The following is a 3,315-nucleotide window of genomic DNA, read 5'->3' on the forward strand; positions in this document are numbered from 1 at the left end:
GCTCGGCCGCGGACGGCGGCGGCACCGGCCGGTCGGCCGCCGCCCGGCCATTGGCCACGCTGTCGCGCAGCGCCGCCAGCCGCGCCGCCTGCGCCGGGTCCAGGTCGCGGATGCGCGCCTGCACCGCCTCGGCCAGGGCGCGCCAGCCGGCGGCATCGGGCTGGCCGTCGGCATCGCGCGGGCAGGCCCGTGCCAGTGCCTGGCGGTAGTCCGGCACCGGCACCCCCAGCACCTGGGCGGCGGCACCTTCGTCGAGCCCGGCGGCGATGCGCAGCAGCAGCGCGAGGCGGTCGTCCGGCCCCGGCTCCGCCAGCGCCTGCAGGTCCGCCGGCCAGGCCGCGCCGGTGGATGGCCGCCGCACCTGCGGCGTGGCCGCCAGCAGGCTCCAGAAGCGCAGTGGCCACTCGGCCATCGGCAGCGCCGCCGCATGCTTGCGGAAGGCGCGCATGGCGGCGGCCAGGGCATGTTCGCCGGCCGCCTCGTCCCCGCACTGGCACTGGCCGAGCACCACCCCACGGCGCTCCACGCCACGCAGGAAGGCGGACAGGGCGGCGGGGGCATCGGCCGCTCCGCGGGTGGGAACGGCCGTCTCGGGGAACTTCGTCATCGGCGAAATGATAGCGGCGGCGCTGCGTCATCGCCCGCTTGACTTCGCCGCCGAATCCGCTCTCCCAGGCGTGCCAAGGGCTGCGCCCGGATCAGGGTTGTGCACAGCAGCGTATTGACAACGGGGAACGTCCGTTGCAGCCCCGGCCCTCACCGCCCCGTAACCATGTTTCACGGCTAACCTGTTGATTCGTAAGGTCATATGTAATATGGCGTTTTTTTGACCAACCCGGCGGCAAGGCCGCTGTACTGCTTTCTGCGGCGTGGAGCATCGGGATGATGCACAGGCTTATCCACAGAGGATGTGGATAAACGGAATTTTCCAGACGGGACGTGCGTTTACGTTGTTTTCATCATCCGCCGTCCCTGCAATCGTCACCAGGTCGCGGTCCGCGCGGCCGCAGCCCGCCCGGTAGACTTGCGCCGATGTCCGCCGTCCTGCCCACCCTTCGCGTCGCCCTGCCGGTGCCGCTGCCGCAGCTGTTCGACTACCTGCCGCCAGCCGGCGGCCCGGCTCGCCCGGACGACGTCGGCCGGCGCGTGCGGGTGCCGTTCGGACCACGCGAACTGGTCGGCACGGTGGCGGGCATCGGTACCGGCGAGGCGGCCGACACCCTGCGCGCGGCGCTGGACTGGCTGGACCCGCAGCCGCTGCTGCACGGCGAACTGCTGGAGTCGCTGCGCTGGCTTTCGCACTACACCCATGCCCCGCTGGGCGAGACCCTGGCCACCGCGCTGCCGGTGGCGCTGCGCCGCGGCGAGCCGCTGCCGGACACCCAGGCCTGGGGCTGGCGCCTGACCGAGGCCGGCCATACCGCCCTGCCCGGCCTGCGCCAGGGCCGGCCGCGGCAACTGGCCGAACTGCTCGCCGCCGCGGCGGACGCGGATGGCCTGGACGAGGACCGACTCGACGACCGACTCGAAGACTGGCGCGGCGCGGCGCGCAGCCTGGCCAGGCGCGGCCTGGCCGAACGCGTGGCGATCGCCGCGCCGGCCGCCGCGGCCCCGCCCGCGGCCGGTCCGCACCTCAACGACGAGCAGCAGGCCGCGGCCGCGGCGCTGCGCCAGTCCTCGGGCTTTGCCGCATTCCTGCTCGACGGCGTCACCGGCAGCGGCAAGACCGAGGTCTACCTGCAGGCCATCGCCGACTGCCTGGCCCGCGGCCGCCAGGCGCTGGTGCTGGTGCCGGAGATCGGCCTGACGCCGCAGACGCTGGCGCGCTTCCGCACGCGCCTGGGCGTGCCGGTGCACGTGCTGCACTCGGGCCTGTCCGACGGCGAGCGCGCCCGGGCCTGGGCCGCCGCCTGGCGCGGGCAGGCGCGGCTGGTGGTCGGCACCCGCTCGGCGGTGTTCACGCCGCTGCCCGAGGCAGGGCTGATCGTGGTCGACGAGGAACACGACGGCAGCTACAAGCAGCAGGACGGCATCCGCTACAACGCCCGCGATTTCGCCCTGGTGCGCGGCAAGGCGCTGGACGTGCCGGTGATCCTGGGCAGCGCCACGCCGTCGCTGGAATCGCTGCACAACGCCCGCGGCGGCCGCTATGCGCACCTGCGGCTGTCGCGCCGGGCCGGCGAGGCGCGGCCGCCGCGCGTGCGCGTGCTCGACGTGCGCAAGCGGCCGCTGCGCGACGGCCTGTCGGCCGAGGTGCTGGCCGGCGTCGGCGATGCGCTGGCCGCCGGCGGCCAGGTGCTGGTGTTCAAGAACCGCCGCGGCTATGCCCCGGTGCTGCTGTGCCACGACTGCGGCTGGACCGCCGAATGCAGGCGCTGCAGCACTCCGCTGCACAGCACGGCGATGACCGTGCACGGCGGCGGCCGCCGCCTGCAGTGCCACCACTGCGGCGCGCGCCAGCCGGTGCCGCTGGCCTGCCCGGACTGCGGCAGCCTGGCGCTGCAACCGCAGGGCATCGGCACCGAGCGGCTGGAGGAGCGCCTGGTCGAGGCCTTTCCCGATTTCCCGGTGCTGCGCATCGACAGCGCCAGCACCGCCCGCCGCGACGCGCTGGAGCAGCAGCTTGCACGCTTCGGCGACGCCCCCGGCATCCTCGTCGGCACCCAGATCCTGGCCAAGGGCCACGACCTGCCCAAGCTGACCCGGGTGGTGGTGGTGGGCATCGACGAAGGCCTGTTCTCGGCCGATTTCCGCGCCAGCGAGAAGCTGGCCCAGCAGTTGATCCAGGTCGCCGGCCGCGCCGGCCGCGCCGACCTGGCCGGCGAGGTCTGGCTGCAGACCCACCACCCGGAGAACGCGCTGCTGCACACCCTGGTCAACGGCGGCTACCACGCCTTCGCCGACGCCGAGCTGGTCCAGCGCCAGGCCGCCGGCTTTCCGCCGTTCGCGCACCTGGCGCTGTTCCGCGCCGAGGCCAAGCAGGTGGAGATGGCCAACCAGTTCCTGGCCGCGGTGCGCGGCCTGCTGCCGGAAACCGGCACCGAGGTGGAATGCTTCGGGCCGATGCCGGCGCCGATGCCGCGCCGTGCCGGCTTCCAGCGCACCCAGCTGCTGCTGTCCAGCCCCACCCGGCGCGCGCTGCACGCACTGCTCGACGCCGTGGTCCCGGCGATCCATGCCCTGCCGCAGGCGCGAAGGGTGCGCTGGTCGCTGGACGTGGACCCGCTCGACCTCTACTGAGAACCCGATCCTATCCCCGTGGGATCTCCCCCCCGTAGGAGCGACTTCAGTCGCGATGGGGCTTTGCCGGCAAAG

1 protein-coding gene and 1 pseudogene are annotated in these 3,315 nt (G+C 73.9%); one reads left to right on the forward strand and one right to left on the reverse strand.

Annotation, left to right across the window (positions count from 1 at the left end; genetic code table 11):
• Positions 1-607 (reverse strand): annotated as a pseudogene (locus tag LRX76_RS18630) (hypothetical protein); the annotation flags it as partial.
• A gap of 425 nt (positions 608-1,032) precedes the next feature.
• On the opposite strand from LRX76_RS18630, the gene LRX76_RS18635 reads away from it, so the two are divergent.
• Positions 1,033-3,240, forward strand: a complete 2,208-nt coding sequence (locus LRX76_RS18635; RefSeq protein ID WP_231807125.1) for a primosomal protein N' — start codon at positions 1,033-1,035, stop codon at positions 3,238-3,240.
• Positions 3,241-3,315: the final 75 nt, after the last annotated feature.

This window comes from Stenotrophomonas sp. MMGLT7 (genome assembly GCF_021168555.1).
In the GTDB taxonomy this organism is placed as follows: domain Bacteria; phylum Pseudomonadota; class Gammaproteobacteria; order Xanthomonadales; family Xanthomonadaceae; genus MMGLT7.